Here is a 21,566-nt window from a genome sequence, read left to right as displayed (position 1 = left end):
AACGACGCCCCGGCCGGTAGCAGACGGCCGGGACGTCGAGTCCAACAGCAGCTAGTTCAGTACGACGGCTGGCTGGGGTCAATCTGGTTTACCCAGGCTGAGATGCCGCCGCCGACGTGGACGGCATCGGCGTACCCGGCGCCCTTGACGATCGCCAGGGTCTCCGCCGAGCGGACGCCGGTCTTGCAGTGCATGACGATCTGCTTGTCGGCGGGCAGCTGCTCGAGGGCGTGGCCGTTGAGGAACTCGCCCTTCGGGATCAGAACCGAGCCCGGGATCTTGTTGATGTCGTACTCGTTGGGCTCGCGAACGTCGACGAGGACGAAGTCGCGGGTGCCCTCGGCGCGCTCCTTGAGCATGTGCTCGAGCTGCACCACGGAGATCGTCGAGCCGGCCGCCGCCTCGGCGGCCTCCTCGGAGACCGCGCCGCAGAAGGTCTCGTAGTCGATCAGCTCGGTGACGGTCGGGTTGTCACCGCACAGCGCGCAGTTGGGGTCCTTGCGCACCTTCAGCTTGCGCCAGCTCAGCTCCAGAGCGTCGTAGATGACCAGCTCGCCGACCGCGGGGTCGCCGATGCCGGTGATCAGCTTGATCGCCTCGTTGACCTGGATCGACCCGATCGAGGCGCACAGCACACCGAGCACGCCACCCTCGGCGCAGCTCGGCACCATCCCCGGCGGCGGCGGCTCGGGGTAGAGGCAGCGGTAGCAGGGCGCGTCCTCGGCCAGCGTGGGCGCGAACACCGACGCCTGGCCGTCGAAGCGGTAGATCGAGCCCCAGACGTAGGGGATCCCGAGGAAGTAGGCCGCGTCGTTGACCATGTAGCGCGTGGCGAAGTTGTCGGTCCCGTCGACGATGAGGTCGTAGCCGCGGAAGACGTCGAGGACGTTGTCGTTGTCCAGCCGCTCCTCGTGCAGCACGACCTCGACGTACGGGTTGGTCTCCTGGATCGACTCCTTGGCCGACTGGGCCTTGGACTTGCCGATGTCGGACTGCCCGTGGATGACCTGGCGCTGCAGGTTCGACTCGTCCACCTCGTCGAACTCCGCGATGCCGAGGGTGCCCACGCCCGCCGCAGCCAGGTAGAGCAGCGCCGGGCTGCCCAGGCCGCCGGCGCCGATCACCAGCACCTTGGCGTTCTTCAGCCGCTTCTGCCCGGCCATCCCGACGTCGGGGATGATCAGGTGACGGCTGTAGCGGCGCACCTCGTCGATGGTGAGCTCGTCGGCGGGCTCCACGAGTGGGGCCAGGGATGTCGGCACTGCTGCTCCTGCTTCTGGACTGCTGGTGGTCGTCGATCGCCCGGTGATCACCTGGTGATCGAGTGGTGACCGACCTGTGGTCGATGATGGAAGAACGCCGCGAGGCGCTCGATCTGTTCCCTCCATGGTGGCCGCGCCACGCCGCCACGGCCGACACGTCCCGTCATCCGGTCGGCCGGCCCGGTTTGGGTAGGGTCAAGCCGTGAGTACCGGCCAGTACGACGTGGAGGCCGCGCGACCGCGCGGGGGGCGGCTGCCTCGGCGCGAGCGGCGCGCCCAGCTGTTGCAGTCCGCGCTCGAGGTCTTCGTCGCGCAGGGGTACCACGCGGCCGCGATGGACGACATCGCCGACCGGGCCGGGGTGTCCAAGCCGGTGCTCTACCAGCACTTCCCCGGCAAGCTCGACCTCTACCTGGCCCTGCTGGACACCTCCTGCGACACGATCATCGGCGGCACCCGCGCCGCGCTGGAGTCGACCCAGGACAACAAGCAACGGGTCGAGGCCACGATGGCGGTCTTCTACGACTACGTGGCCAGCGACTCCGGCGCGTTCAAGCTGGTCTTCGAGTCCGACCTGGTCAACGAGCCCGCGGTGCGCGAGCAGGTCGAGCGCGTCACCAGCGAGACCGCGGCACTGGTTGCGGACGTGATCCACGAGGACACCGGCCTCTCCGACGAGGAGTCCCGGCTGCTTGCGGTCTCCCTGGTGGGAATGGCGCAGGTCAGCGCGCGGTTCTGGTTGACCGAGGCGGGTGGCATCGAGCGGTCCGAGGCGGCCGCGCTGGTCGCCGGGCTGGCCTGGCGGGGGATCCGCGGCTACCCACTCACCGACGAGCACTGACCGCTCCGAGCCAGACCGTTCCAACCCTTCCAACCCAGACTTTCCGCCCCAGCACAGACTTTTCTCAGGAGGAACGACCGTGGAGGTCAAGATCGGCGTCCAGCAGGCCCAGCGAGAGCTCATCGTGGATGTGGACCTGTCAGCCGAGGACATCGAGAAGCAGGTCAGCGAGGCCCTGTCCAGCGAGTCGGGCGTGATCACGCTGACCGACACCAAGGGCCGCAAGTTCGTCGTACCCGGCGCTAAGGTTGCCTACGTCGAGATCGGTACCGGCGTCGCAGGGATGGTCGGCTTCCGGAGCTGACCGGCCGGGCCGGGACAGGAGCTCCACACCATGGTCGGCACGATCCTCTGGGCGCTCATCGGGGGCGCCATCATCGGCATGCTCGGCAAGTGGGTCGCACCCGGTGACCGCGACATCCCGCTGTGGGCCACGGTCCTGTGCGGCGTCGGCGGTGTCTTCCTCGGCAACTGGCTCTACGTCGACGTCTTCGACTTCAAGGCCGACACCGCCCGCATCGACTGGTGGCGCCACATCTGGCAGGTCGCGGTGGCCGCGATCCTGGTGATCGGTGCGGCCGCGGTGCTGGGCCGACGCAAGCGCGCCTGAGCTCGTCCTGCCCCACCGCCGGGATAGTCCGTGACGAAGTGGTTGTGGAGAACGGTGTTCGTCCAGCCATTTCGTCACGGACTATCGCGACGTTGTCCACATCCTCGCTAGGCGGCGAGGCCCAGCTCCTCCATCCGGGCGGCGTGGCGCTCGGTGATGCGGGTGAACATCCGGCCGATCGCGGCCAGGTCGAGCCCGGGCCGGTCGACCCCGCCCGCCAGCAGCGCGGAGAGCGCGTCCCGCTCCGCGGCGACCCGCTGGGCCTGGGTGAGCGCCTCCCCCATCAGCCGCCGCCCCCACAGGGCCAGCCGGCCGGCCAGCCGCGGGTCGGCGCCGATCGCGGCGCGCACCCGGTCGACCACGAACGCCGCGTGCCCCTCGTCGTCGAGCGAGGCCACGACCAGGTCGCGCGTCTCGGTGTCGAGGAACGCCGCGATCTCACGGTAGAAGTCGTTGGCCAGCCCGTCGCCGACGTAGGCCTTGATCAGGCTCTCGAACCAGTCCGACGGCGCGGTGTGCGCGTGGAAGAGGTCGATCGCGTCCCGGAACGGCGCCATCGCCTCGAAGGGGTCGGCACCCAGCCTCCGGATCCGGTCGTGCAGCGCGGCCACCTTGCCGAACTCAGCGCTGGCCATGGTCGCGATCGCGACCTTGTCCTCCAGCGTCGGGGCCATCCGGGCGTCCTCGGCCAGCCTCTCGAACGCCGAGATCTCGCCGTACGACACGGCGCCGAGCAGGTCGACGACCGCATCCCGGTAGGCGGGGTCCTCGAAGACCAGGGGGCTCTCGTCCGGCGGAGATTCAGCCACGCGCGCACCCTACCGATACCATTGACACCGGTAGGGGCCGTCATCCGACGGCCCAGGATGTGCGCGGTTGACGTGTGAAGTCGGCCGCACCGAACTGACAGACCTTCCAGTTCGGCTCCCCCGGCCTACGAGCCGGAGCGGGCTGACAACTACACACGAAAGCGACAGACCCCTGACCACGTTCAGAGAGCTCGGGGTGCTCCCCGAGATATGCGACGCGCTCGAGCGCGCCGGCATCACCACCCCGTTCGCCATCCAGGAGATGACCCTGTCGGTCGCCCTGATGGGCACCGACCTGATCGGCCAGGCCCGCACCGGCACCGGCAAGACGCTGGCCTTCGGCATCCCGATCCTGCAGCGCAGCATCGCGCCGCACGACCCCGACTACAGCGAGATCCCCGACGGCAAGCCGCAGGCGCTTGTCGTCGCCCCGACGCGTGAGCTGGCGCTGCAGGTGTCCGGCGACCTGGCCCTGGCCGGCGCCGACCGCGGCATGCGGGTGCTGACCGTCTACGGCGGCGTCGGCTACGAACCGCAGCTCGACGCGCTCAAGAGCGGGGTCGACGTCGTGGTCGGCACGCCCGGCCGGCTGATCGACCTGGCCGACCGGCGCGCGCTCGACCTGTCCCACGTGCACGCAATGGTGCTCGACGAGGCCGACGAGATGCTCGACCTCGGCTTCCTCCCCGACGTCGAGAAGATCCTCTCGATGACCCCCGAGACCCGGCAGACGATGCTGTTCTCTGCCACCATGCCGGCCGCGATCGTCGCGCTGGCCCGGCGCCACATGCGCCACCCGATGAACATCCGGGCCGAGTCCTCCTACGAGAACGCCACGGTCCCCGCGACCGCGCAGTTCATCTACCTCGCGCACGACCTCGACAAGCCCGAGATGATCGGCCGGATCCTGCAGGCCGAGGACGCCGGCAAGATGATCGTCTTCACCCGCACCAAGCGCCAGGCGCAGCGGGTCGCCGACGACCTGCAGGAGCGCGGCTTCAAGTCCTCGGCGCTGCACGGCGACATGGCCCAGGTGGCACGTGAGAAGGCGCTGACCCGGTTCCGCGAGGACAAGCTGCAGGTGCTGGTGGCGACCGACGTCGCGGCCCGCGGCATCGACGTCCAGGGCGTCACGCACGTCATCAACTACACCTGCCCCGAGGACGACAAGACCTACGTGCACCGCATCGGCCGCACCGGCCGGGCCGGCGCGTCGGGCATCGCCATCACCTTCGTCGACTGGGCCGACGTGCATCGCTGGAAGATGATCAACTCGGCGCTGGACCTGCCCTTCGACGAGCCGATCGAGACCTACTCGACCTCCGAGCACCTCTTCCACGACCAAGGCATCCCGAAGGGCACCAAGGGCAGGATCGTCGACCCCAAGCCCGAGCAGCCCCGTGAGGAGCGCGCCGGCCGGGCGCCGCGCGACCGGGGCGAGCGAGCCGACCGCCCGGAGCGCAACCGGAACCGCAACCGGACCCGGACCCGTGGCGGCGAGAAGGTCGAGGTCTCGGGCTCGTCCGAGGTGCGTCCGCCGGCTGAGAAGTCCGAGGGCTCCAGCGGCTCGCGCAACCGGCGCCGCCGGCGCCGCCGTTCGGGCTCCGGTTCGGCTGGACAGGCGACCGCGTCGGCCTAGTCTGCGGTCTGTGGACCGCACCTTCGTCGCCGGCCTGCCGAAGGCCGAGCTGCACCTGCACATCGAGGGCAGCCTCGAGCCGGAGCTGGCCTTCGAGCTGGCCGCGCGCAACGGCGTGGACCTGCCGTACGCCGACGTGGCTGCGTTGCGACGGGCGTTCTCCTTCCGCGACCTGCAGTCCTTCCTCGACGTCTACTACACCTGCATGACGGTGCTGCGGACGGCCGAGGACTTCCACGACCTCGCGGAGGCCTACCTGGCGAGGGCGCGCGCGGACGGCGTGGTCCGGGCCGAGGTGTTCTTCGACCCGCAGGAGCACACCTCCCGCGGCATACCGCTGGCCGACGTCGTCACCGGCCTGTCCCGCGCCGGGGAGGAGAGCGCCGAGACCGGCGGCCCGCACCTGGCACTGATCGCCTGCGCCGTCCGGCACCGCGGGCCTGAGGAGGCCGTCGAGATGGTGCACTCGCTCGAGCCCCACCGTGAGCAGCTGACCGGCTTCGGCATGGACTCGACCGAGGTCGGCCTCCCGCCGCGACTGTTCGCCGCCGCCTTCGAGGCGGCCCGGGGTCTTGGTCTCCGCTGCGTGGCGCACGCGGGTGAGGAGGGGCCGCCGGAGTACGTCTGGGAGGCGATCGACGTGCTCGGGGTGGAGCGGATCGACCACGGTGCTCGGGCGATCGAGGACGCCGCGCTGGTGCGCAGGCTCGCGGCCGACGGCACGCCGCTCACGATGTGCCCGGTGTCGAACGTGCGGCTGCGGGTGGTGCCGGAGCTGGCCGCCCATCCGCTCCCGAGGCTGCTGGACGCCGGGGTCCGGGTGACGGTCAACTCCGACGACCCGGCGTACTTTGGCGGCTACGTCGCCGACAACTACCTCGCGCTGGCCGAGGCGTGCGGCCTGTCGGAGGCCGACCTGGCCGGGCTCGCGCAGTCCTCACTGGACGCGTGTTTCACCGGTGCAGGCGGACCCCACCACCGCTGATCGAGCCCGTCGAGATCCCCGCAGCCCGGGCACCGCGGGCGAGTCCCAGCCCACGCTGCGAACGACTCGACAAGCTCGACGAGCGTGGTCCGGTCAGGCCGTGACGTCGACCTCGGTGCCGACCGGGGCGAAGTCCCACAGCGCGATCGCGTCGGCGCGCAGCTGGCGGATGCAGCCGTGGGACTGCGGCGTGCCGAGCTGGGCCGCGGTCTGCACGAGCCGGCCGTTGTCGACGGGGATGTCATGGAAGCCGATGGCGGCGTCGTTGGTGCCGTGGGTGAACCGCACGAAGTACTGCATCGTCCCCGAGTCGTCGACGCCCCACGCCTGGAGGGACCTCGAGTAGACCGCGTAGGTGCCCGGGAAGAGGTTGTCGTAGAGGCTGCCCGACACCAGGTAGGTGCGCTCGACCTTTCCGTCCTCGCCCACCAGCCAGACCCGCTGGTCGCTCTGGTCGAAGACGATCCGCTTGCCCTCCCCGGAGCTCGCGGGGACCGGTGGGTCGTCGGCGACCGCGTGCGTGGCGTGCATGGCCGACGGCTCCTCCGCGACCACCTCCTTGTCAGCCGCGGCCGGCGCGGACGCCTGCGTCGACGGGGCGGATGACGGGGTCGTGGTGGCGACAGCCAGGGCCGGCCGGCCACCGTCCCCGGAGCCGCCGGCCACGGACGGCAGCACGCCGACCCCGCCGAGCATCGCGACCCCGGTGACACTCAGCGCCGCACCGAGCACGGTGAGCCGGCCGTACCGCGGGCGCACCTTCGCCGCACGACGGCGACCGGGCGGCGGCGCCGCGTGGCGGCGCGGCGGATGGGCCCGATGGCTGCTCATGGTTCAGGAGGCCGCCCGGGCCAGGAGGTTGGATGCCACCTCGCGATAGGCGTGGGCACCCTTGCTGCTGCGGCTGGTGGCCAGGATCGAGCGCCCGGCGGCCGGCGCCTCGGCGAACTTGATGGTCTTGGGGATCGCCGGCTCGAGCACCTCGAGGTCGTAGGTGTCGGCGATGGTGTCGAGCACCGCACGCGCGTGGTTGGTGCGCCCGTCGTAGAGCGTGGGCAGCACGCCCCACACCGCGAGGTCGCGGTTGGTGAACCGGCGTACGTCGTGCACCGTGTCGAGCAGCTGGCCGACGCCCCGGTGCGACAGCGTCTCGCACTGCAGGGGGATCAGCACGCCCTCGGCCGCGGTGAGCGCGGCGACGGTGAGGACGCCGAGCGACGGCGGGCAGTCGAGCAGGATCCAGTCGTAGTCCTCGCCCTGCTCGACCAGGTCCTCGACCACGGCGCGCAGCACGTGCTCGCGGCCGGTGCGGGTGAGCAGATCGGCCTCGGCCCGGGCGAGCTCGATCGTCGCCGGGAGGAGGTCGACGCCGTCCTCGGTGGTGATGATCGCCTCGGTGGCCGGCAGCCCCTTGGTGAAGACGTGGTGGATCGACAGCTCGAGGTCCTCGGGGTCTATCCCCAGCGAGAAGGTCAGGCAGGCCTGCGGGTCGAGGTCGACCAGCAGCACGCGCTGGCCGAGCTCCGCGAGCGCCGCACCGATCGACGCGACGGTCGTCGTCTTGGCGACGCCACCCTTCTGGTTGGCGATCGCGAGCACGGTCGTACGTCGCTCGGTCATGACACAGCCCATCATGCCGGACGACCCCGGTCCGGTGGCCCACCGACCTGTCAGACTCCTGTCCATGTCGAAGACCGCGCTCGTGACCGGCCCGACGGCGGGCATCGGCCACTGTTTCGCAGAGCAGCTCGCGGCCCGCGGGTACGACCTGGTCCTGGTGGCTCGCGACGAGGAGCGGCTGGAGAAGACCGCAGCTGCCCTGCGGGCCGACCACGGCGTCGAGGTCGAGGTGCTCCCGGCCGACCTGACCGACCGCGAGTCGCTCGCCCGCGTCGAGGCCAGGCTCCTGGACAGCAGCCGTCCGATCGACCTGCTGGTCAACAACGCCGGCTTCGGGCTGAAGGGCCGCTTCCTGGACAACTCCGCCGACGCCGAGACCGCGATGCTCGAGGTGCTGGTCGTCGCCGTCATGCGGCTCACGCACGCGGCCCTGCGGACCATGACCGAGCGGGGCGAGGGCGGGGTGATCAACGTGTCCAGCGTGGCGGCGTTCCTCCCGCGTGGCACCTACAGCGCGGCCAAGGCCTGGGTGAACTCCTTCTCCGAGTGGGCGGCCAACGAGTACCGCCCCCGCGGCGTCAGGATCATGGCGCTCTGCCCGGGGTTCACCAAGACCGAGTTCCACGAGCGGATGGACGTCTCGCGCGGCTCGGCGCCGGGCTTCATGTGGCTCGAGGCCGAGCGGCTCGTGTCCGATGCGCTCTCCGACTTCGACAAGGGCAAGGTCGTCTCGGTCCCGTCACCCCAGTACAAGGCGATCGCCACCGCGTCGAGGCTGGTCCCGAACAGCCTGCTCCAGCGGTTCCAGTCGGTGGGGCGGAAGTAGCTACCTCGTCAGCGCCCGCAGCGGCTCGACCGGGACGATCCCCTCGGCCTTCCCGGCCAGCTCCTCGTCGACGGTGACCAGCGCGTCGGCCTGCAGCCTGGCGACGGCGAGGTACTCCGCGGCGTACGTCGTGTCCCAGCCCTGCTCGCGGGCGATCTGGAACGACGTCCAGCGCGAGACCCGGTCGCCGAGCGTGCGGATCTTCAGCTCGGTGAGCCGGGTGTGCAGCTCCCGGGCCGCCTTGTCGGTGAGCTCGCCGCGCCGGACCTGACCGAGCAGCAGGGTGAGCGCGTCGGAGCGGATGCTGTTGGGGGCCACGAGCTGGTGGCTCGGGTCGACCGCCACCTCGTCGGCGACGATGCGCAGCAGCGTGGGTGCGTCGATGGCGTACCGAGTCACCGGACCACCTCGGGGGTGGTGCGCCCCGACCGCGCGGACGCGGCGTCGGCGAGGGCGAGCAGCCGTTCGTAGTGCTCGGGCGCGGTGGTGTTGACGCCCAGCTCGTGGTCGCGCTTCCCGGCGCCGTGGTGGTCGCTGGAACCGGTGACGACGAGGTCCAGCCTCTCCGCGATGGCCCGCAGCCGTGCCCGCCGCTCCGGGGGGTGGTCCTGGTGGTCGACCTCGAGGCCGGCCAGCCCGAGCGCGGTCAGCTCCGCGATGGCCGGCTCGTCCATCACCGAGGACCCGGGCCGGCCCCAGGGGTGCGCGAGCACGCTCACGCCCCCGGCCTCGTCGACGACGCGGAGCATCTCGACCAGCTCGGGCGCGTACCGGTTGACGTGGGCCGGCCGCCCCGGGTTCAGGTAGCGCTCGAAGGCCGCGCCCCGGTCGGGCACCACCCCGAGCGTCACCAGCGCGTCGGCGACGTGGGGCCGCCCGGTCGCGGCCGTGCCGTCCGAGGCGCGGCGCACGTCGTGGATGTCGACCTCGATCCCGAGGTCGCGCAGCCGCTCGAGCATCGCCGGCACCCTGCTGCTCCGCCCGTCGAGCGTCTTCTCGAGCTTCTCGACGAGCGGCGGGTAGGTCGGGTCGGCCAGGTAGGCCAGCAGGTGGGCTCCCCTCCCCAGGTGCTTGGTGCTGATCTCGACGCCCCGCACCAGCGCGATGCCGACCTCCTCGGCCGTGCGGGCCGCCTCGGTCCAGCCCTCGGTGGCGTCGTGGTCGGTCAGCCCCAGCACGTCCAGCCCGGCCGCGTCGGCCGCTCGCACCAGCTCCTCCGGGGTCTGCGTGCCGTCGCTGGCCCGCGTGTGGGTGTGGAGGTCGATGCGCACGAGGTGAGCCTAGGAGCCTGCTCACCAGGCGGGCGCGGGACCTCCGAACGGCAGCTCCACCAGCGGCGGGCCGAGGCCGGACACGTCGCGCAGGAGCCAGTCGTCGGCGAGCAGGAGCACGGCCGAGGCCGGGCGGAGCACCAGCCAGAGCCAGCGCCCCTCGGCCTCGCCCGCGACCACGGAGCGGTCCCACTCGCCGCCCGCCGCGGAGGTGGAGACCGGCCACAGCGGGACGGTCTGGGAGTCGACGCGGACCCGGAGGCACGGCGGGCCGTCGCCGACCTCGGTGCCCGGGTCGTCGTGCCAGGTGCCGGCGATGCGGGCCCCGAGGCCGACGCCCGGCTCCTCGGTGATGATCAGCACGTCGACCGGACCGTCGAGGGAGGACGTGCCGGACACGCAGGTCATCGCGGCCCGGCCGCGGTCCACGGTCCCGACCGCGGCGAAGTCGGTGACCCGCCACCCCGGGCTGAGCGGCCAGGGAAGGTAGGTCGGGAACCGCGCGGTGGCGCGCAGGTGCTCCACGAACGTGTCGTACGACGCCTCCTCGGGCCGCCACAGCGGCTCGACCTGGCCGTGGTCGGGGCACGACCACGTCCCGCCGGACTCCGCGACCGGCGTCGAGCAGCGAGGACAGCTCGCCGAGAGAGGCATGCTCAACCGTCGAGGACAGGTGAGAGACAGGTCAAGAGTTCCACCGAAGCAGCGCCGGCGTCTCGCGCTCGTCGCCGAGCACGGAGAGGGTTGCGGTCTGCAGCACGAACAGCCGGCCGTCCTCGACCGGCAGCCCCAGCCACCGTGCCGCCAGCACCCGCAACGCGTGGCCGTGGCCGAACAGCAGCGCGTCGCCCCCGGCGCCGCGGCAGCGCGCCACCACCCGGTCGAGCCGGGCCCCGACCTGGGACGCGGTCTCGCCACCCGGGCACGGGTGGGAGAACACCGTCCAGCCCGGCACCGACTCGCGGATCTCCTCGGTGGTGACACCTTCGTAGTCGCCGTAGTCCCACTCGCGCAGGTCGTCGTCGACGGCGGCCGAGGCGAACCCGGCCAGCGCGGCCGTCCGCCGCGCCCGGGTCATCGGCGAGGTCAGCACGAGCGCGAAGTCGTGGCCCTGCAGCCTCGCGGCGATCGTCCGCGCCGCGTCCTCACCCGCTGGGGTCAGCGGCACGTCGGTCGTCGAGGTGTGCCGGCCGGCCTCGCTCCACTCCGTGGCGCCGTGCCGCACCAGCCACGCCTCGCCCACGGGCCCCGACGGTAGCCGACGACTCTCACTCCTCGGCGAGCACGACCACCGCGTCGCCCGGCCCGACCGTGTAGGTCTGCGACTTCGGCGGGTTGACGACCACACCGAACTTCAGCCCCGGCTCGGCCAGCAGCGCGGACTTGAGCCCGATCGCGGTCTCGTTGCGACCGATCGCGCCGGCGACGACGGTCGCCCAGGACACGTCGTCGCCCGGCTCGACGTACCACTCGGCCGGCCGCAGGTAGATCTCGCTCCCGTCGGCGCCGAGCAGCTCCTTGAACACCGCCTCCAGCCGGCCGTCCTCGGAGAGCTGGGTGACCAGCAGCGACACGATCTCGCCACTCACCACGATGTCGTCGACGTCGGCGACCGAGGCGAGCACCCGATTGCGGTCGTCGATCATCTCGCTGACCACGGGTGTCTCCGAGCCGAGCTTGCCGAGGATGTCGCGGACGTGGAGCAGCGTGACCAGGGTCCGCGAGTCGGCGGTCTGCACGTCGAGGTCCTCGTCGTAACAGAGCACGATGATCTGGTCGAGGTCGGCGGCCACGTGCTCCTCGAGCACCGCACGGTTGGTCGTGGGCGCCTTGACCACGCTGACCGCGAGGTTGTGGAACGCCGGCACGACCGGGTCGCCGTACGCCGTCAGCACGGTCAGCGTCGAGCCGGGCGGCGCGTAGCGGTCGAGCTCGCGCAGCACGATCGGGGCGCGCTGGTTCCAGCCGACCAGGAGCGCCTGCGTGGGGTGCACGTCGGTCGCGGTGGCGTTGCCGAGCCGGTTCAGCGCGGGCTCGGTCATCGACCGCGACTGACCCTCGAGCGCCGAGTCGTCCTCGACGACCACGATGAGGGTCTGCTCGGCGGTGATGGGGGTGTCCGGCGGCGGGTTCAGCTTGGAGACGCCGCCGCCGATGACGCCGACGACGGATGCCGCCTCGAAGGCGAGCTGCGCCTCGGCGTACGTCGACCCGGCGAGCCCGTGGTCCTCGTGGAAGTAGAACTCGTCGCCGGAGTAGTCGAACAGCTCGGTGTAGACGGCCGCGGCGCCGGACTGGCGCGAGGTCTGGACGACCAGCTTGGCGACGGTCTCGCGGATGTCGAGGAGCGTGGTCCGGCCCTTGCCGACGAGGGATGCCGCCTCGAGGTTGCTCGGGTCCCGGATCTCGGCGACGATCCGCGGCGCCGCCTCGCTCCCCTCGTCGACGTGGTGGGTGAGGGCGAGCAACGTCTTGATGACCTCGGCGTCGGGGTCGTCGGAGTCCGGTGCGAGCAGGATCACCGAGCGGGCGGTCTCGTGGCTGCTCAGCCGCAGGTCGTCGAGGTCCATCGGCGAACCGGAGCGGCAGATGATCCTGGTGCCGCGCCGCTCGGGGACCTTGACCTTGAGCTCGTCCTCCATGTCGACCTTGTCGCGGTCGGCCAGGATCACGATGACCGGGTCCTTGCGGCTCTCGTTGGCCAGGGTGAGCTCGGAGATGATCGTGAAGATCGACTCCGACCAGCCGAGGATCACGGTGTGGTCCTCCTCGAGGACGATCGAGCGGCCGCGGCGCAGGTCGGCGAGCTTGCTGTCGATGCCCGTGGCGAGCACACCGATCAGGGCGCTGACGATGAACAGGCCGCACAGGGTGAGGGCCAGCATGGTCAGCAGCCACGCCCACGAGCCGGAGTCACCGCCGACGGTGCCGGGGTCGAGCGCGTGCAACAGGTTGTAGAAGAGGTCCTCGAAGAAGTTCCGGTCGTCGCCCTCCTGGTTGAGCCCGGTCAGCGTCAGGACCAGTGCGAAGACGATGATCAGCACGAGGGTCGCAGCGGTCAGCCAGGCGATGAGGGCGGGCGTCCCCGACGACATGGAGTTGTCGAACATGTAGCGCAGCCGGTCGCCGAAGCCGGACTTCTTCTCCGTCGCCACCTTGACGTTGCCGCCGCTTCGCTCGGCCATCGCCTTGGCCGTTCGGACCCGCAGCTGCTGTCCCGTGCGTGCCATCCCTCACCTCTCCGAACGCCGGCCATGTGCCGGGCAGGACCCCAGAATGGCCCGAAAGATCCTCCCCCGCCCGCAATGACGCGGTCACTGGCACGATCGGGCCATGCAGAGCACCCCCGCGGCCGCCCCTGCGGCCACCCCCATGGCCAGGGACCAGCTGGCCCGCCGGGCGGCGGCCCTCGCCTTCGCCACCCAGGGGATGGTCTTCATCAGCCTGACCACGCGGCTGCCGAGGTTCTCCGACAAGTGGGACCTGTCCGAGGTCGAGCTGTCGCTGCTGCTGCTGATGATCGTGCTGCTGGCCGGGGCCGGGTCGGTGGTCGCCGAGCTCGTGGCCCACCGGGTCGACAGCGCCCGCACCCTGAGGGCCGGGCTGCTGACGATCGGCATCGCGGTCCCGGTGCTCGCGGCAGCGCCGGAGGTCGCGGTGTTCGTCGCCGCGCTGGCGGCGTACGGCGTGGGGCTGGGCATGGTCGACGCGACCAGCAACATGCAGGCGGTCGCGGTCGAGCACCGCTACGGCCGTCCGATCCTGCCGTCGTTCCACGGGGCCTGGACCTTCGGCGGCATCATCGGCGCCAGCTATGCCCTCGCCGCGGCCCACGCACCCCTCTGGACCGCCGGCCTGGTCGCCGTGGTCCCGCTGGCCGCCCTGTTCGCGCCGTACCTCCCGCGCGAGCACGGCGAGGCGCTGGCCGAGGCCGCGCAGGTCGCCGTCCCGTGGCGGCCGATCCTGCTGGTCGGTCTCGGGATGGTGCTCTTCTACATGGTCGACACCGCCGCCCAGACCTGGGGCCCGACCTTCCTCGACGACGTCGTCGGCGCGCCGCAGGGGCTGGTGGCGTTGGCCACGCTGCCCTACCTCGTGGCGAGCCTGGCGATGCGACTGGCGGGCGACTCGCTGGTGCTGCGGTACGGCGCCACGCCGGTGCTGCGCACAGGCGCGGTGGTCGCCTCGCTGGCGCTGCTGGTGGTGGTGACCTCGCCGACCTGGCCGGTGGCGGTGGTGGGGTTCACCCTGCTCGGGGCCGGGGTCTCGGTGATCGCGCCGCTCAGCTTCTCGGCGGCCGCGCGGATCGCCGGCGGCGAGCAGGCGCGGGTCGATGCGGTGATCGCGCGGTTCAACCAGTTCAACTACGTCGGCGGGCTGCTCGGCGCGGTCCTCACCGGGCTGGTCGGCGCCGGTTCGCTGCGCCTCGGCTTCGCGGTGCCGATGGTGCTGATCCTCGGGATCCTCCCGCTGGCGCCCGCGTTCGCGCCGGCGGGGACGGTGACGGCCCCGGCCCCCCAGCCGATCGACCCGACTGTCTAGCTCTCTCGCCCGGCCGGGCCCGGCCAGGACTTGTCCGGCTGGGGCACCGGCCGACCGGGCTGCTCGCCGCCTCGGGCGTCGAGGTAGCTCTGCTTCGGCACCATCACCTTGCGACGGAAGATGCACACGACCTGGCCGTCCTGGTTGTAGCCGATCGTCTCCACGTGCACGACGCCGCGGTCGTCCTTGGACGTCGACTCCCACTTGTCCAGCACGGTCGTCTCGCCGTAGAGGGTGTCGCCGTGGAAGGTCGGGGCGACGTGCCGCAGCGACTCGATCTCGAGGTTGGCGATCGCCTTGCCGGACACGTCGGGCACCGACATGCCGAGCAGGATCGAGTAGACGTAGTTGCCCACCACGACGTTCTTGCCGAACTGGGTCGTCTCACCGGCGTAGTGCGCGTCGAGGTGCAGCGGGTGGTGGTTCATGGTGAGCAGGCAGAACAGGTGGTCGTCGTACTCGGTCACCGTCTTGCCGGGCCAGTGCTTGTAGGTCGCACCGACCTCGAACTCCTCATAGCTGCGTCCGAACTGCATGCGCCCATGATCCCGGCTCGGCGCGACCCGGGGCACCGGCTGGGCGCGTGGGCTATCTCACGAGGTCAGCTGCCGCCCCCGCCGGCCTTGCGCCGGTGCATCCGTGGGCCGCCGCCGACGACCTCCGAGCCGTGCGCCTTCTCGCGCAGCGGTCCGTCCTCCTGGACGCCCTTGGCCTTCTTGTTCTTGCGATCCAACGCCTCCCGCATCTTCGCCTTCAGGTCGTCGTTCGCGCTGGACTGGTCGGCCATCGTCTCCTCCGTCAGGGTTCGTAGGGCACCAGCATGCCTGTTCGCGCGGTGACCTGTCCGCTCCTATTCAGGGTGAGCGTCCCGATCGTCACCGGGTCGGGGTCGACCCGGACCCACTTCCTGAGCCCGCTTCGGACGGTCTCCCAGAGCCGGCTGTGGTCGCGCGCGTCGCGGACCCTGACGGCATAGTCACGCAGCGTCACGTCGATGCGGTCGTCGTGGACGTCGAGGAGGGCGTAGGTGGTGAGCCCGAACTGGAACGCGCCGCCGTGGGCGAGCTGGAGGATGCCGTCCTGGCTGGTCGCCGTGACGTCGTGGACCTCGCCGCACAGGTAGGCGTCGACGCCGTAGGTGCCGAACACCTTCCAGAGCCGCGACCGGGCGCCGCCCGGGTAGTGCAACCCGCTCGACCCCCGCGACCGCACCGGCTCGAGGATCGGCACGTGACCCTGGACGATCGTCCACGACACACCGTCCTGCTGGGCACGGCGCAGCACGCCCACAAGCCACCGCAGCTGCTGCCGGTCGACCCGGATCCGGGCGTGGTCAGCCGCGACGTCGAACGGGTCGATGGTGACCACCTGGACGTCCGGGGCAGGGCGGAAGGCGTACGCCGTCCCCGCGTGCGGGCCCCTCGGATGGTCGCGGAACCGGGCCTGCCCGGACGGCGTGCGGGTGAAGTAGCGGGCGAACTCCTCCTGGAAGACCGGCGCGAGCCTGCGCTTCGAGGTCGTCCAGGGGTTGTCGCCGTACTCGTGGTCGCCCGGCGCCGGGTAGAGGTCGAGGTGGTGGGCGCGGAACCGCCGGACGTACTGCGGGTAGTACGTCTCCGCGGCCAGCCGGGCGGCGACGGCCCGGTGCGCGGCGGTGTCGACCGGCCCGAAGTTGCCCGTGTGGTGTGAGTCCCGGCCCCACCGTCCGTCGACCAGGTCGCCCGCGACCAGCACCGCGTCGGGGTCCTGTCGCTCCCAGTCGTCGAGGACGTGGTCGATGGCGCGCTCGTAGGCCGGGCTGGTGGAGTTGGCCGAGCGGCGCGGGTTCCAGAAGCCCGGTCCGCGGCGGAGGTCGGCGACGTCGGCGTTGAGGAAGTCGGGGCTGGAGAGCAGCCGGAGCCGGCGCGGGGTGTCCGGCGTCCCGGCCACGACCGCGCGCTGCGGCGCCGCGGTCGCGGTGCCGGCCTCGGCGATCGTCACGGCCAGCGGTCCCGCACCCGTCGCGGCGCGGATCTGGACGGCCAGCTCCTGGGCGTGCCGGTCGACGACGACGCAGTCGAGCATGGTGCCCGCACTGGAGATGTAGGAACGGCGGCGTACGACGGTGCTGGCCGCGCACAGGTCCGGGATCCCCGCCACGGTCCCACCGGTCACCCGGACCATCGGCTCCGTCGCGGCACCGGCCGCCAGGGTGACCCGCAGGGTCACCAGAGCCCCCTCCGCGACCGGCACGTCGTCCGCCCACGTCACCGACGACACGCGGATGGCGTGCGCCGGCCGCGCGCCGCCCGCCGGTACGCCGAAAGCGGTCACGACAAGCGCGGGAACCAGGGCAGCGCCGATCAGCGGCGCACGTCGCCGCGGGGGCTCGGGTCGGACCAGCGTCATGGCGGTCCGAAGATAAGCGCCGGCGACCCGGCAGAGTGGGTGCATGGAACCCGACGCGCCGAGGAGTCGTCCGATCGGCATGCGAGGTCTCGCGCTGTCCGCTGCTGCTCTCGTGCTGCCGCTCGCGCTGGTGGGGTGCGGTTCGGACGACGGCGAGGTCGCCTCGGACCCGGCGCCGACCACCACGGCGACCAGCCCCTCGGCCAGCCCGACCGTGGGGACCTACCCGGAGTTCGCGCCGGCCGACTACACCTTCCAGCTGACCGTGTCGTGCTTCTGCGCGTTCGCCAATGTGCCGGTCAAGGTGACCGTGGCCGGCGGGGAGGTGGTGAGCGCCGTCTACACCCAGGACGACGGCGGTCGGAGTGGGGTCCACGCCGGCGACCCGGCGGACAAGTCCTCCTGGCTGACGATCAACGACGTCATCGCGAGGGCCAACGACACCACCGCCGACAAGGTGACCGTGGACTGGCCGGCCGGCCAGGACTACCCGAGCTCGGTCTACGTCGACCCGCACAAGACGATGGCCGACGAGGAGGTCGGCTACACGATCGCCGACGTGCAGGTCAGCTGAGCGCCGCGAGCAGCGCGTCGAGGGCGGCGTACTGCCGCTCCACCGGGAACCGGTCCGGGTCGAACAGCGCCTGGACCACCAGGCCATGGGTGAACGCGGTGAGGATGTCGACGATGGTCTCCCGGCCACCTTCGAGCTCGCCGTTCAGCTCGCCGTTCAGATCACCGGCGTCGATCGCCTCGTCGACCAGCGGCCGCAGCCGCTCGCGCCAGCGTTCGTAGCGCGCGGCCTCGGATCGGCCGAGCTCGGCATCGGCCAGCGCAAGGTCCCAGAAGCCGACCCACACCTTGCTGAGGACCGCGGCCTCCTCGTCCTCGACGAGCACAGCGCGGAGCCGGAGCCGGAGCCCCTCGAGGCCACCGACACCCTCGCCCGCAGCCGCCATCCGGGGCGCGGTCCGCTCGTGCACGACCTCGAGCGCGTGCTGCACCAGCTCGCGCTTGCTCCCGAAGTAGTGGGTGAGCAGGCCGGTGGTCGCACCCAGCTCGCGGGCCACCGCGCGCATGCTCAGCCCCGCGAATCCGGTGTCGGCGAGGACCCGCCACACCGCCTCGGCCACCTCGCGGCGGCGTACGTCGTGGTCCACGGTCACGGGCATGGTGGTAGGTTACACAACAGTTGTTATGTAGCCTCGGCAGGCACCCCGGAAGGACTCATCGATGCTCTCCCTCGACCTCGGCGACGACCTGACCCTCACCGGCCTCGAGCCGTGGCAGGCCGCGGAGTTCGCGGCGTTCGTGGCTGCCGAGCAGGACCACCTCTCCCCCTGGCTGCCCTGGGGCAGCGCGCTCGCAGAGGAGGAGCCGGCCCGGGCCTTCCTGCAGCGGTACGCCGACGGCACCGCCCAGGACGGTCCGCGCATCTACGCGCTGCGGCTGGGAGGGCGAGTCGGAGGGCGGATGGTCGGCGGCACCCTGTTCCGGACCTTCGAGGCCGGCGCAGGGTCGTGCGAGCTCGGCGTCTGGCTGGCGGCGGACGCCCAGGGGCACGGCTACGTGACTCGGGCGGTGGCCGCCATGCTCGACTGGGCGCTGCTCGAGCGGGGTCTGCACCGCGCCGAGTGGCACTGCGTGCCGGAGAACACCGCGAGCCGCAACGTCGCGAAGCGGCTCGGCCTCACCCTCGACGGGACGACCCGCGAGTCCTGGCACCACGCCGAGCGCTGGTGGGACACCGAGATCTGGAGCATCCTCGCCCCCGAGTGGCGAGCCGCCCGCGCCGGTGGCTGAGTCCCAGCCCCGAGTCACCCGGCTTCGAGGCTCGGCGCCGGGGCGCCTCGCACCTCAGCCACCGTGACGGCTCGGCGCTGGTCGAGCCTGTCGAGACCTCCGCAGCAATGGCACCTGCTGGCCCCCTCGGTGGCTGAGGTGCGAGGCCGTTCACGGCCGAGCCTCGAAGCCTCCGCAGCGAAGGCACCCGCGCCAGTCCCAGCCCCAGGTCACCGGGCTTCGAGGCTCGGCGCCGGGGCGCCTCGCACCTCAGCCACCGCCGTGGCCCACCGCCGGTCGAGCCCGTCGAGACCTCCGCAGCGAAGGCACCCACGCCAGTCCCAGCCCCAGGTCACCTGGCTTCGAGGCTCGGCGCCGGGGCGCCTCGCACCTCAGCCACCGTCGTGCTGGGCAAGTCGACCGTCGCCGAGGACCCACTCCGTCAGTCCGCCGCCGTGTCTCGCCGCCACGGCGCGCAGGCGCGACCGGGTGATATCGGCGACGGTGCGCAGCCCGGCGAGGCGGGCGTTCGAGCCCTCTCGGGTCGGCTCGGCCGAGTTGATGCTGATGCAGCGCCGGCCGCCGCCGTCCTCCTCGTTCGCCAGCGCCACCGCATGGCCCGTCGTCCCGCTGCCGGCGAAGAAGTCCAGCACGAGCGCATCGTCCGGCATCGTGGCCAGGATCCGCCGCACCAGCCCGGTCGGCTTGGGTGACTCGAAGACGTGCCCGATGATCTCCTTCAGCTCGGCCACCGCGGTGTCGGTCGAGCCGACCTCCTCGGCCAGCCAGATGGTCCGCAGCTTCTTGCGCCGGCCGCCGGGCTCTCGGTGCAGCCAGTCCTTCTGGAAGACGTCGATCCGCTCGCCGTGCCTGCCCTTGATCCGCCGGCACACCAGGTCGCCGGGCCGCTCGTCGATCAGCGGCGCGCTCCACCGCCAGACTGCCGGCGTACCGTCGCCGAACACCGGCTCGATCTCGTGGCTGCCCTCGAACGGCCGGGTGCGCACCAGCCCGCTGTCGGGGTCGCCGTAGACGGGGAAGTGCATGGTCCGCGCGGTCACCGGGTTGAACTTCTTGTTGGTGTTGCGCAGCGGCAGGTGCCGGTAGTGCCGCCCGTCCGGGTCGACCAGCGGGAAGTCGCTCTCGACCACGGCGTCCGGGCTGCTTGCGTCGAGCACGGTTCGAGCGGCGTCCCTGGCGTAGACCAGGAGGTACTCGTGGCTCGTCGCGAACCCCTTCCCCAGCTGGCGTCCCTTGGGGTTGAGGTTGACGACGACCTGGGCGAGGAAGTTGGCCTCGCCGAACACCTCGTCCATCAGCAGCCGCAGGTGGGCCGCCTCGTTGTCGTCGATGCTGACGAACATCGCGCCGCGGTCGGCCAGCACCGCGCGCGCCGCCTCCAGCCGCGGCCGCATCATCGCGACCCACGCCTCGTGCCTCGTCGCCGCCGCGTCACCGCGGATGTCGTCGGCGTAGGCGAAGGCGTTCCCGGTGTTGTACGGCGGGTCGATGTAGACCAGGTCGACCTCGCTGAACTCCCCGGTCAGCAGCGGGAGCACCTCGAGGTTGTCGCCCTCGATGAAGGTGTTCCACGGCCGCACGCCGCGACCCTACGGCTTCTCCGGCGCTGATCCGGAGAAGAGGTGACCAGCGCCAGGAGGATCTCCTTCACGAGTCGTACCCCACCAGCGTCGGCGTCGCCGTCAGCACCTCCAGATCGACCGGCGCGCCGGGGATGGTCACCGAGCCGGGTACCTCGCGCCAGGCGCCGCCGTCGACGCGGTAGGTCGCGGTGTACGTCGTGTCCACGCTCGGCGCCACGTGCCCCTTCCTGAGGTAGCGGTGGGTCACGTCGAGGTGCGGGTACGGCGAGCCGGGCTCGTCGGTCGTCAACGACCGGTCGTCGCCGAACCGCCACCCGAACTCGCTCGGCACGATGTGCAGGTCGACCCGCCGGCCGAGCAGGGTCACGGTCCGGTCGAACGGTTGGGTCTCGGTGTAGAAGTTCGTGTCGAAGTTGACGAGCGTACGTCCGTTGGGTGGCTGCACTTGCAGAGTCGACGGCGGTAGCCGGATGCGGGCGAGCGCCTGCGCAATCAGCCCGGGAGTAAGGCGAACCGGACCATCCTCAGGCGGAATGTCGCAAAACACGAAGGGATCGACTCCATTCGTGATCGCAGTGCTCACGCAGATCGGATCCAGCCCTGAATCCGTCGGGGCCAAGACCTCTTGCGCCGAGCCAGTAGTTCCGTATGCAGTGCATACCTCGACATTGTGTGTCTGAAGAAGCCCATTCACGTAGAACGCATGAATCTCCGTGTGACATGCCTGTGCGTTCGCGGCAGACGCGTCTTGCGGGCTCGAGCTGAGACTGAAGATGACTAGGAGACAAACGCAATAGCGGAGAATCGCCACGCATCCGCCTCCATTTTGAGTTCGAACGACATGAGGTGGTGCTGTGGCTTGTACTTCACTGGCTTGGCCCCCGCGGCAGGAACCGTGGTGCCGCCGGCGATCCGCACGGCCGCAGTGAGGCGGACTGCAGATGTAGAACTTGTCGCAACGTGGCTGTTGATCAATCTCCAACGGCCACCATGGAACGACCCACCCGCTGCATAGACGTCCTCAATCGGCTTCGGAAAGTCGTCGCAGCCACTGCATCCGGACGCAGCAAGATCTCGGAGGTCCGCAGTAGCTCCCGTTTCAAGGGCAGTGTTTTGGGCGTCCACCCATGCCCGCACCGTCTCCTCTGGACTCAGCGTCGGCGCCGCCGAGCTCTCCGAAGGGCTGACCGGAACTGACGACGCGGGCGCCGACGGCGTCGGGTCCGAGATGTCCGGCTTCGGGTCGTCGTCCGAGCACGCCCCGAGCACCCAGGCGACGAGCACCGTCGCAACCACCATGCGCGTGCGGGACATCCGGGTCCTTCCCGAGAAAGAGAACCTTGACCCGCAACGTACAGCCGCCGGCGCACCGCCGCGACCCGTCGCG

General features: G+C 71.3%; 25 protein-coding genes. 9 read left to right on the top strand and 16 right to left on the bottom strand.

Annotated elements, in window-relative coordinates; all coding sequences use genetic code 11:
• Nucleotides 1–56 precede the first annotated feature (56 nt).
• A complete protein-coding gene (gene moeZ / locus VFV89_RS21250; RefSeq protein ID WP_329707979.1) occupies nt 57–1,262 on the bottom strand; it encodes an adenylyltransferase/sulfurtransferase MoeZ in 1,206 nt (401 codons plus the stop codon).
• Nucleotides 1,263–1,464: 202 nt separating this feature from the next.
• On the opposite strand from moeZ, the gene VFV89_RS21245 reads away from it, so the two are divergent.
• The 3 genes from VFV89_RS21245 (at nt 1,465) to VFV89_RS21235 (ending at nt 2,713) form a co-directional block, all read left to right on the top strand.
• Nucleotides 1,465–2,103, top strand: a complete 639-nt coding sequence (locus VFV89_RS21245) for a TetR/AcrR family transcriptional regulator (protein WP_329707978.1) — start codon at nt 1,465–1,467, stop codon at nt 2,101–2,103.
• Nucleotides 2,104–2,182: 79 nt separating this feature from the next.
• Complete coding sequence (locus VFV89_RS21240; RefSeq protein ID WP_329707977.1) at nt 2,183–2,407, top strand: DUF3107 domain-containing protein; 225 nt, start codon at nt 2,183–2,185, stop codon at nt 2,405–2,407.
• Nucleotides 2,408–2,437: 30 nt separating this feature from the next.
• Nucleotides 2,438–2,713, top strand: coding sequence for a hypothetical protein (locus VFV89_RS21235; RefSeq protein ID WP_329707976.1), 276 nt, complete (start codon nt 2,438–2,440; stop codon nt 2,711–2,713).
• A gap of 107 nt (nt 2,714–2,820) precedes the next feature.
• On the opposite strand, the gene VFV89_RS21230 is transcribed toward VFV89_RS21235, so the two are convergent.
• Entirely contained in the window at nt 2,821–3,522 is a 702-nt protein-coding gene (locus tag VFV89_RS21230) for a ferritin-like fold-containing protein (protein WP_329707975.1), read from the bottom strand.
• A gap of 67 nt (nt 3,523–3,589) precedes the next feature.
• Here VFV89_RS21230 and VFV89_RS21225 point away from each other — a divergent pair, with 67 nt between their 5' ends.
• Entirely contained in the window at nt 3,590–5,161 is a 1,572-nt protein-coding gene (locus VFV89_RS21225) for a DEAD/DEAH box helicase (RefSeq protein ID WP_414690416.1), read from the top strand.
• A gap of 10 nt (nt 5,162–5,171) precedes the next feature.
• Entirely contained in the window at nt 5,172–6,146 is a 975-nt protein-coding gene (locus tag VFV89_RS21220; protein ID WP_329707974.1) for an adenosine deaminase, read from the top strand.
• A gap of 93 nt (nt 6,147–6,239) precedes the next feature.
• On the opposite strand, the gene VFV89_RS21215 is transcribed toward VFV89_RS21220, so the two are convergent.
• Nucleotides 6,240–6,977, bottom strand: coding sequence for a L,D-transpeptidase family protein (locus VFV89_RS21215; protein WP_329707973.1), 738 nt, complete (start codon nt 6,975–6,977; stop codon nt 6,240–6,242).
• Nucleotides 6,978–6,980: 3 nt separating this feature from the next.
• Nucleotides 6,981–7,766 (bottom strand): ParA family protein, encoded by a 786-nt coding sequence (locus VFV89_RS21210; protein WP_329707972.1) that lies wholly within the window; start codon nt 7,764–7,766, stop codon nt 6,981–6,983.
• Nucleotides 7,767–7,830: 64 nt separating this feature from the next.
• Here VFV89_RS21210 and VFV89_RS21205 point away from each other — a divergent pair, with 64 nt between their 5' ends.
• Nucleotides 7,831–8,592, top strand: coding sequence for an SDR family oxidoreductase (locus VFV89_RS21205; protein WP_329707971.1), 762 nt, complete (start codon nt 7,831–7,833; stop codon nt 8,590–8,592).
• Here VFV89_RS21205 and VFV89_RS21200 read toward each other — a convergent pair whose 3' ends face one another.
• Genes VFV89_RS21200 through VFV89_RS21180 form a run of 5 tightly spaced genes read right to left on the bottom strand, consistent with a single transcriptional unit; the run spans nt 8,593 to nt 13,093 of the window.
• A complete protein-coding gene (locus VFV89_RS21200; protein WP_329707970.1) occupies nt 8,593–8,991 on the bottom strand; it encodes a type II toxin-antitoxin system VapC family toxin in 399 nt (132 codons plus the stop codon).
• A complete protein-coding gene (locus VFV89_RS21195) occupies nt 8,988–9,863 on the bottom strand; it encodes a PHP domain-containing protein (RefSeq protein ID WP_329707969.1) in 876 nt (291 codons plus the stop codon). Before VFV89_RS21195 ends, VFV89_RS21200 begins: the two co-directional genes overlap by 4 nt.
• Nucleotides 9,864–9,884: 21 nt before the next feature.
• Complete coding sequence (locus tag VFV89_RS21190; RefSeq protein ID WP_329707968.1) at nt 9,885–10,517, bottom strand: DUF6758 family protein; 633 nt, start codon at nt 10,515–10,517, stop codon at nt 9,885–9,887.
• Between the two features lie 31 nt (nt 10,518–10,548).
• Nucleotides 10,549–11,106: a histidine phosphatase family protein gene (locus VFV89_RS21185; protein WP_329707967.1), complete on the bottom strand. Its 558-nt coding sequence runs from the start codon at nt 11,104–11,106 to the stop codon at nt 10,549–10,551.
• A gap of 25 nt (nt 11,107–11,131) precedes the next feature.
• Nucleotides 11,132–13,093 carry a CASTOR/POLLUX-related putative ion channel gene (locus tag VFV89_RS21180; RefSeq protein ID WP_329707966.1) on the bottom strand — a complete coding sequence of 654 codons (1,962 nt, stop codon included), beginning with the start codon at nt 13,091–13,093 and terminating at the stop codon, nt 11,132–11,134.
• A 103-nt stretch (nt 13,094–13,196) separates the two neighbouring features.
• Here VFV89_RS21180 and VFV89_RS21175 point away from each other — a divergent pair, with 103 nt between their 5' ends.
• Nucleotides 13,197–14,405 carry an MFS transporter gene (locus tag VFV89_RS21175; protein WP_329707965.1) on the top strand — a complete coding sequence of 403 codons (1,209 nt, stop codon included), beginning with the start codon at nt 13,197–13,199 and terminating at the stop codon, nt 14,403–14,405.
• On the opposite strand, the gene VFV89_RS21170 is transcribed toward VFV89_RS21175, so the two are convergent.
• From VFV89_RS21170 to VFV89_RS21160, 3 genes are all read right to left on the bottom strand, one after another.
• Nucleotides 14,402–14,941, bottom strand: coding sequence for a MaoC family dehydratase (locus VFV89_RS21170; RefSeq protein ID WP_329707964.1), 540 nt, complete (start codon nt 14,939–14,941; stop codon nt 14,402–14,404). The two genes, VFV89_RS21175 and VFV89_RS21170, sit on opposite strands and share 4 nt — an antisense overlap.
• A 65-nt stretch (nt 14,942–15,006) precedes the next feature.
• Nucleotides 15,007–15,192: a DUF5302 domain-containing protein gene (locus tag VFV89_RS21165; RefSeq protein WP_329707963.1), complete on the bottom strand. Its 186-nt coding sequence runs from the start codon at nt 15,190–15,192 to the stop codon at nt 15,007–15,009.
• A gap of 11 nt (nt 15,193–15,203) precedes the next feature.
• The gene (locus VFV89_RS21160) at nt 15,204–16,793 is read right to left on the bottom strand and encodes a metallophosphoesterase family protein (RefSeq protein WP_329707962.1); all 1,590 of its coding nucleotides are present in this window, start codon (nt 16,791–16,793) and stop codon (nt 15,204–15,206) included.
• Between the two features lie 43 nt (nt 16,794–16,836).
• On the opposite strand from VFV89_RS21160, the gene VFV89_RS21155 reads away from it, so the two are divergent.
• Entirely contained in the window at nt 16,837–17,367 is a 531-nt protein-coding gene (locus VFV89_RS21155; protein ID WP_329707961.1) for a DUF6174 domain-containing protein, read from the top strand.
• On the opposite strand, the gene VFV89_RS21150 is transcribed toward VFV89_RS21155, so the two are convergent.
• Nucleotides 17,360–17,965: a TetR/AcrR family transcriptional regulator gene (locus VFV89_RS21150; RefSeq protein ID WP_329707960.1), complete on the bottom strand. Its 606-nt coding sequence runs from the start codon at nt 17,963–17,965 to the stop codon at nt 17,360–17,362. The genes VFV89_RS21155 and VFV89_RS21150 overlap by 8 nt on opposite strands.
• A gap of 61 nt (nt 17,966–18,026) precedes the next feature.
• On the opposite strand from VFV89_RS21150, the gene VFV89_RS21145 reads away from it, so the two are divergent.
• Nucleotides 18,027–18,596, top strand: a complete 570-nt coding sequence (locus VFV89_RS21145) for a GNAT family protein (protein ID WP_329707959.1) — start codon at nt 18,027–18,029, stop codon at nt 18,594–18,596.
• Nucleotides 18,597–18,967: 371 nt separating this feature from the next.
• Here VFV89_RS21145 and VFV89_RS21140 read toward each other — a convergent pair whose 3' ends face one another.
• The 3 genes from VFV89_RS21140 to VFV89_RS21130 form a co-directional block, all read right to left on the bottom strand.
• Entirely contained in the window at nt 18,968–20,176 is a 1,209-nt protein-coding gene (locus VFV89_RS21140) for a site-specific DNA-methyltransferase (RefSeq protein ID WP_329707958.1), read from the bottom strand.
• Between the two features lie 67 nt (nt 20,177–20,243).
• Nucleotides 20,244–20,624, bottom strand: coding sequence for a hypothetical protein (locus VFV89_RS21135; RefSeq protein WP_329707957.1), 381 nt, complete (start codon nt 20,622–20,624; stop codon nt 20,244–20,246).
• Between the two features lie 332 nt (nt 20,625–20,956).
• Entirely contained in the window at nt 20,957–21,493 is a 537-nt protein-coding gene (locus VFV89_RS21130; RefSeq protein ID WP_329707956.1) for a DUF6318 family protein, read from the bottom strand.
• Nucleotides 21,494–21,566 lie beyond the last annotated feature (73 nt).

Origin of the sequence: Nocardioides sp. (assembly GCF_036274455.1) — a bacterium.
Classification (GTDB): Bacteria; Actinomycetota; Actinomycetes; order Propionibacteriales; family Nocardioidaceae; genus Nocardioides.
This window is presented reverse-complemented; position numbering and strand designations above follow the sequence as displayed.